We start from the raw sequence: 6,915 nt of genomic DNA on the forward strand, positions 1-6,915 counted from the left end.
AAACATCAACGGCTCGTTTGAGAGACACCCAAGTAGCACGGGGCCCGAGAAATCCCGTGTGAATCTGGCGGGACCACCCGTTAAGCCTAAATATTCCCTTTGGCCCGTGGTGGTGATGGCCGGGTCGAGGGGGTTCAGGCGGATGCCCATGTCCAGGGCGGCCATGGGGTCCAGGCGGATGGGGGTTATCCCCAACTCCTGGGCGATGAGGTTCCATTCGCCGACGCCGTCCTCGCCCTGGGCGTCCAGGACGACCACCTGGCGGTCCCGGAAGCGGAGTTGACGTAGGACGTAGGTCTTCTCGAGGGCTGACTTGCCGTTGCCCGATTCGCCCAGCACCAGCCAGTGCGGGGCGGGGAGTTGCTGGCCGTACAGCTGGAAGGGGTCGTAGATGTAGCCCTTCCCGGAGTACACCTCGCGGCCGATGATGACGCCGGAGTCGCCGAGGCCGGGGGCGGCGGTGGGGAGGTAGACGGCCTGGGCCTGGCCCGTGGAGGTGCGGACGGGCAGGCGGGTCGTCTCGACCTTGCCGAAGAGGAACGACGTGAAGGTGTCGGTGAGGGCGGTCAGCGGGTCCCGCATCAGCGCATCAGCCCTACCTTCGGATTCCGGTGGCGAACGGGAGTGTGTTGACGAACGCTCGGTGGTGCTCTCGGTCGCACCATTCCAGCTTCAGGTACGACTTGCCCGCGGACGCCCTTATCGTGCGCTTGTCGCGCGCCAGGGCCTCGGGTGAGCGGGAGGAGACGGTGATGTAGCCGACCAGGTTCACGCCGGCCGCGCCGCTGGCGAGGTCCTCGCCGCGCTGGTCGAGGCGGTTGTGGGAGGCGATGTCGCGGGGGTCGACCGTGCGGTTCATCTTGGCGGCTCGGCTCGCCTCCGCGTCGTCGTTCGTCTTTTCGGTGAGCATGCGTTCGATGGCTACCTCGGTGGGTTCGAGGTCCATCGTGACCGCCACCGTGCGGATGACGTCCGGGGTGTGGACCAGGAGCGGGGCGAGGAAGTTGACGCCCACCGGGGTCATCGGCCATTCCTTCACCCACGCCGTGGAGTGGCACCAGGGGGCGCGCGTCGACGACTCGCGGGTCTTCGCCTGGAGGTACGTCGGCTCCATGGCGTCCAGTTCGGCCGGCCAGGCGTTGCGCTTCGTCATCGCCTGGAGATGGTCGATGGGGTGGTCCGGGTCGTACATGGAGTGGATGAGGGAGGCCAGTCTGCCCTGGCCGAGGGGCTGGCGGACGCGGATGTCCGCCTCCTGGAGCCGGGAGCAGATGTCCGTCAGCTCGCGGGCCATGACCACCGCGAGGCCGGCGTCCCGGTCGACCTTCCGGCCGTGCTGGGGGCGGGCCGCGCGAGCCATCGTGTGGGCCTCGGCGGCCAGTTCACGGTTGAAGTGCATACAGGCGACGAGGTACGCGCGGTGCTGTTCGCTGCTCGTCGACACCATGGACTGCAGCTGGTCGTACGAGTGCTGCAGCCACGGCGGTGACTTCTCGTCGCCGCGTACGGCCACGTCCTTGGCGTGGGCGTCCGGGTCGGCGGGGAGGGTGCGGGCGAGGATCTGGAGGCGGGTGACGAAGCCGTCGCCGTTCGCCACGTGCTTGAGCAGCGTGCCGAAACGGTCGACGAGGGCCTCCTGGTCCTCGCTGTCGCGCAGGCCGACGCCCGGGCCCTCGATCTCGATCGCCGCCGTCACCGTACGGCGGTCGGCGTGCAGGAGTACGGCGATCTCGTCCGGGCCGAACGGGGCGGCGAGCCAGTTGATGCGGCCGATGCCCGGCGGCGGGCCGATCTCGACCTCGCGGCCGTCGATCTGGGTGCCGGCCTCCATGACGGAGCTGCGGTAGGCGGTGCCCTGGCGGAGCGAGCGCTTGTAACTGCGGTTGATCTCGAACCACTTGTAGAAGGTGCGGCGCTTGTACGGGACGTACACCACCGCGAGGGCCAGCATCGGGAAGCCGGTCAGTAGCACGATCCGCAGGGCCAGGACGGGCACGACCAGGCCGCACACCATGCCGAGGAAGGCGCCCACGATGATGAGCGCGATCTCGCCGGACTCACGGTTTCGGCCGACGATCGCGTTCGGCCGGGCGCGGCCGATGAGATACGTACGGCGGGGCGAGACCGTGTGGGATACGTGGGCCACATGGGAATCGGTCGTCAACGCCCGTCACCTCCAGGGCGGTTGGATCGGTTGCTGTTGCCGGCGTGCGGGGCGCTGCGCGGCGGGGGTGCGGCGGAGGGGACAGATCCGCCGCCTCCCGAGGGCCGCGAGCTGTGCGCGGCCACGCCGCCGGACGCGGGGTTGGCGGGGCGCGGTGCGGAGGACGACTGGCCGCCGCCTCCACCGCCCCCGTTGTTGTCCGCCCGGCTGCTGTGGGTCTTGATGCCCTGGGCGACGAGGGTCGCCGGGGAGCTGATGACGGCGGCGGCCTTGCCTTCGGCGCCCTGCATGATGCGGTTGTTGCGGGAGTTCGCGATCTCGTCGCCGAAGCCGGGGACGAAGCGGTAGATCATCGCGCTCGCGAAGATGGCGAGAAGGATGATGGAGAGGCCGGAGACGACGGCCGAGAAGGAGTCCGGGCCGTCGTTCGCGGACAGCGCGCCGGCCAGGCCGAGGACGATGGCGATCACCGGTTTGACCAGGATGACCGCGATCATGATGCCGGCCCAGCGGCGGACGTGCCCCCACAGGTTCTTGTCGACGAGCCCCGCGTACACGACCGTGCCGAGCAGCGCGCCGACGTACAGCAGGGCGGCCCGGATGACGAGCTCCAGCCACAGGATGCCGGCGGCGAGGATCGACACCATGGACACCACGATCAGCATGATCGGGCCGCCGCCGATGTCCCGGCCCTTGGCCAGAGCACCGGAGAAGGTGCCGAAGAACGTGTCGGTCTGGTCGCCGGTCGCGCTCGCGAGGACCTCGGTGACGCCGTCGGTCGCCGAGACGACGGTGTAGAGGATGAGGGGCGTGAAGGCGGAGGCCAGGACGGTCAGCCAGAGGAAGCCGATCGCCTCGGAGACGGCCGTGGTGAGGGGGACGCCCCGCATGGCCCGCTTGGCGACCGCGAGCAGCCACAGCACCAGGGTCAGGACGGTGGACGCGGCGAACACGACCGCGTACTGCTGGAGGAACTTTTGGTTGGTGAAGTCGACGGTCGCCGTCGCCTTCACGGCCTCGCTGAGCTTGTCGACCGTCCAGGAGGCGGCGTCGGCACAGCCCTTGGCGAGGGAGGACAGGGGGTCGAGCGTGGCGGTGGGGTTGGGGAGCGATCCCTTGCCGGCGGCGCCCTGCTCGTTCTCGCAGAGTTCCTTCGCCTTGTCGGTGAGTAGCGCGCACTTCGCGCTGTCGGCCGTTGGTGATGCCGACGGCGAGGGGGACGGTGTCGGTGCCGCGTATGCCTGGGACGCCAGGAGTACGGCCGTCGTCTGTACGGCTGTCAGCGCGCCGGCGAGCTTGAGCACGAGGTGGGGCTTACCTGGCGTGTTACCGGGCATAGGTGAACCCTCCGTACTCGTCGATGGCCTTGCTGATCTCGTCGGAGCCGGCGGCCCGGCCGTCGCCGGGGACCGGGGTCGGACCTTCCTTCTCCGTGTAGGAGACGACCTTCCAGTCGTCGCCCGACCAGCGCATGTCGTACGTCCAGGTGTTCCAGGACGAGGTGACGGGGTTCGTGGACTTGTCGCCGGCGATGCCGCTCAGGCCGACGTACCAGACCTCCACCGTGGCGGTGCTGCCGCCGTACGCCACCGTCTTCGTACCGAGCGGGGTCACCCGGGAGACGAACGTGCTGCCCTCGGGGGCGTTGCCGCGCGCGTCGAGACCGAGTCTGGTGAGCAGGTTGGCCGAATAGGCCTTGTCCAGGGGGGCCTTGAGTTTGGCGGCGGCCTCGGCGGTGAAGAAGGTGTCGATGATCTTGTCCCGGCTGTCCTTGCGGAACATGCCGGTGGAGCCCAGTGACACCGCGTAGTTGGCCGCCGCGGACTGGACGCCCTGGCGGTCGTGCGCGAACCCGGACGGGATGTCCGCCTTCTTCGTCGTGACCGGCTGCTTGCCGGAGGCCGCGGTGGGCGCCGCGTCGGGCTGGCCGGCGCTGCCGCTGTTGCTGCCGGAACCGCTGCCCTTGGTGGAGGGCGCCGCGGACGTAGAGGAATCGTCTCCTCCACGGTTCGCGAAAGCGATCGCGGCGATCAGCGCGGCGACCACGGCCACCCCCGTCACCATGCCCCGCGACGACTTGGGGCGCCGGGCGCCGCCGTAGGGGCCGCCGGTCTGCTGGTCGTGGTAGCGGGTCCGGGTCTGGCCGGTGCCGCCGTACCCGCCGTCGTCGGGGCGCGTGGCGTCGCCGTTGCTCTGGCTGTCACCAAGGCTCATTGCGCGCCCGCCCCCTCGAACTCGTCTCGCACGAACTCGTATCGAACTCGCGTCGAATCCACGCGTACGGGTACGCGTGCCAGTACGACGGTAGCCGTGCTGGTCCCCGGGCGGGCGCGGTGTGGTGACTCGACATCAGGGAGACGCAACCTCAGTCGGTGGGCACGACGGGTGGGTGGATGGTGGAGGGAAGAACCGGGTGCGCCCGGCGGTCCGACTGACGAGACGCGCCACGCGCGGGTGGCGCCCGCTACACGGCCATGCCGTACACGATGGTGAAGAGAGTGCCGAGCGAGCCGATGATGAACACGCCCGTCAGGCCCGCGATGATGAGGCCCTTGCCCTGTTCCGCGCTGAAGGTGTCACGTAGCGCCGTGGCGCCGATACGCTGCTTTGCCGCACCCCAGATCGCGATGCCCAGGCACATCAGGATGGCCACGGCCATGACGACCTGGACCATCGTCTTCGCTTCGGTGCCCAGGCTGCCGAAGGGGCCCCAGTCCGGAGCGATCCCGCCGATGATGGTGTTGATGTCGCCTTTTTCGGCCGCAAGCCACATGTAACTCACCTAAGTCACCGCCCCTGTCGGGTAGTTCCGCGCGCCCCCTGCCGCAGTGCAGAGGTCAGGTCCATTCTCGCCGAAGATGACCCTGTCGGACGTCGACTTGAAGTCATTGATTGGCGGGTTTCGTACGAATACCTTGCCACCGGCCCTCGCGGCACCCTATGGAGGGAGCGCGGGACGGTACGCGAGGGGTTGAACGGATCGTATGGTCACTCTGTGTATCACGGCAGGTTACGCCGGGCAATGAGGTGTGGGCGGAACCTGTGGTGTGGTTCCGTCGTTGACCACCGATGGCCAGCTGCGAACACCGGTGTGGTCACGGGCCGCTTCTGACGGTCTGTATCCAGGGCCAGGCTATCGCGGACCCCGGACATGGCGACGGGCCGCGGCTGGTGGCCGCGACCCGTTCCCCAGTTTGTGCGATGAGTTGTGTTTTGGCTGGATCTGGTGGTTCAGGTCAGCCGGTGAAGGCGCTCAGGCCTTCCGGGGTGCCCAAGCCGGTCGGGCCGTCGTAGCCGGACCTGGCGGTGCAGAAGTAGCTCGTGGAGCAGGTCCCGTTGTTGCCGGACGTGACGTCGTTGAGCGCCGAGGTGCCGGCCGCCGCGTAGGGGTACGACGCCGGGTAGTCGCTGCTGCCCGGGGTGCCGGCGAGGGCGTAGACGCCCGCGATGATCGGGGCGGAGGCGCTGGTGCCGCCGTAGGTGACCCATCCGGTGCCGTCGCCGTAGGTGTCGTAGACCGAGACGCCGGTCGCGGGGTCGGCCACGGCGGAGACGTCGGAGATCATGCGCTTGGCGCAGCTCGTGTCGGTCTGCCACGCGGGCTTCGCGTCGTACGCGGAGCAGCCGGAGCCGGTGCCCTCGGTGCTGCTGGTCTTCCACACGCTCTCGGTCCAGCCGCGGGCGGTGGAGGAGGTGGACAGCCTGGTGCCGCCGACGGCGGTGACGTACTTGGAGGCGGCCGGGTACTCGGCGCCGTAGGCCTCGTCGCCCGCGCTGACCGTGATGGCGACGCCGGGGTGGTTGAAGTACGAGGTGTCGTAGCCGGCGTCGGAGGAGGACTCCGAGCCGCCGTAGCTGTTGGAGACGTACTTGGCTCCCAGGGTGACCGCGCGGTTCACGGCCGTACCGAGGTTGGCCATCGAGGCCGACTTGGCCTCGACCAGCAGGATGTTGCAGTTCGGGCAGATCGCGCTCGCCATGTCGACGTCGAGGGAGATCTCGCCGGCCCAGCCGCTGTCGGCGCTGGGCAGGGAGGTCGTCGAGCCGGTCTGGCCGACCTTCTTGAAGCAGCCGTTGGCCGTGGTGCAGGCGGGGAGGCCGTAGTGCGAGCGGTAGGCCGCGAGGTCGGACTCGGCGTTCGGGTCGTCGTAGGCGTCGACGATCGCGATGGTCCGGCCGGTGCCGTTGGAGGCGGCGGCGGAGGTCAGTCCATAGGCGGACTGGAGGTCGCTGGGGCCGTAACCCGTGGGGGTGGCCGAACTGGCGTGCGGCTTGATGGTCGCGGGGGTGGCGCCCTTCTTCGCCGCCTGCTCCTCCTGGAAGGCGGTGGTGCCGCCGGTGACGCGTAGGGCGTTGCAGGAGGCGAAGCCCTTCGCCGGGGCCGCGCCGCACTGGCTGGTGTAGCTCACGTGGGCCTTGGCGACCTGGGCGGCGATGGCCTTGGCGGTGACCTTGGGGGTTGCGGAGGCCGTGGAGGTGGCTGCTCCGGCCTGGGTCGCGGTGCCGAGTCCGGCGAGGGCGAGCGCTGCCGTGGCTATGGCGGCGGTGCCTGTGCGGCGCCATCTGCCGTGGGTGGAGTGGCTGGTGGGGAGTGACGTACGCAACGTACAGCCTCCTGTGAGGGGGTGGTCAGGGGCGGTGCGGGTGGGGGTGCGGGGAGGTGCTTGCCGCCGGTGCGGTGTCCCCGGCGGCGGGTTGGCGGCCCGCGACGAACCCTCGCTTGTTGAGTACGCGACAACAAGATGGGTTGC

At 69.5% G+C, this 6,915-nt stretch carries 6 protein-coding genes; all 6 read right to left on the reverse strand.

The genetic code is table 11. The features are described 5' to 3' along the window. The coding region (locus tag ADL01_RS15350) for an ATP-binding protein (RefSeq protein WP_234354643.1) at positions 1-582 on the reverse strand (582 nt) is incomplete at its 3' end. A gap of 13 nt (positions 583-595) precedes the next feature. After that, positions 596-2,146: an SCO6880 family protein gene (locus ADL01_RS15355; RefSeq protein ID WP_405777343.1), complete on the reverse strand. Its 1,551-nt coding sequence runs from the start codon at positions 2,144-2,146 to the stop codon at positions 596-598. Positions 2,147-2,160: 14 nt separating this feature from the next. Continuing rightward, positions 2,161-3,501 (reverse strand): hypothetical protein, encoded by a 1,341-nt coding sequence (locus ADL01_RS15360; RefSeq protein ID WP_053742549.1) that lies wholly within the window; start codon positions 3,499-3,501, stop codon positions 2,161-2,163. Further along, positions 3,491-4,378, reverse strand: coding sequence for a hypothetical protein (locus ADL01_RS15365; RefSeq protein WP_053742550.1), 888 nt, complete (start codon positions 4,376-4,378; stop codon positions 3,491-3,493). The genes ADL01_RS15360 and ADL01_RS15365 overlap by 11 nt, the downstream gene beginning before the upstream one ends. A 250-nt stretch (positions 4,379-4,628) precedes the next feature. Next, complete coding sequence (locus tag ADL01_RS15370; protein ID WP_053742551.1) at positions 4,629-4,937, reverse strand: hypothetical protein; 309 nt, start codon at positions 4,935-4,937, stop codon at positions 4,629-4,631. Positions 4,938-5,400: 463 nt separating this feature from the next. Beyond that, positions 5,401-6,768 (reverse strand): S53 family peptidase, encoded by a 1,368-nt coding sequence (locus ADL01_RS15375; protein WP_053742552.1) that lies wholly within the window; start codon positions 6,766-6,768, stop codon positions 5,401-5,403. Positions 6,769-6,915 lie beyond the last annotated feature (147 nt).

The sequence above is a fragment of the Streptomyces sp. NRRL WC-3618 genome (genome assembly GCF_001280005.1).
Taxonomy (GTDB): domain Bacteria; phylum Actinomycetota; class Actinomycetes; order Streptomycetales; family Streptomycetaceae; genus Streptomyces.

Bases quoted from the DNA above. Each gene is read 5' to 3' on its own strand.
- ADL01_RS15360 (WP_053742549.1), bottom strand. From the start codon at position 3,501: ATGCCCGGTAACACGCCAGGTAAGCCCCACCTCGTGCTCAAGCTCGCC.
- ADL01_RS15365 (WP_053742550.1), bottom strand. From the start codon at position 4,378: ATGAGCCTTGGTGACAGCCAGAGCAACGGCGACGCCACGCGCCCCGAC.
- ADL01_RS15370 (WP_053742551.1), bottom strand. From the start codon at position 4,937: ATGTGGCTTGCGGCCGAAAAAGGCGACATCAACACCATCATCGGCGGG.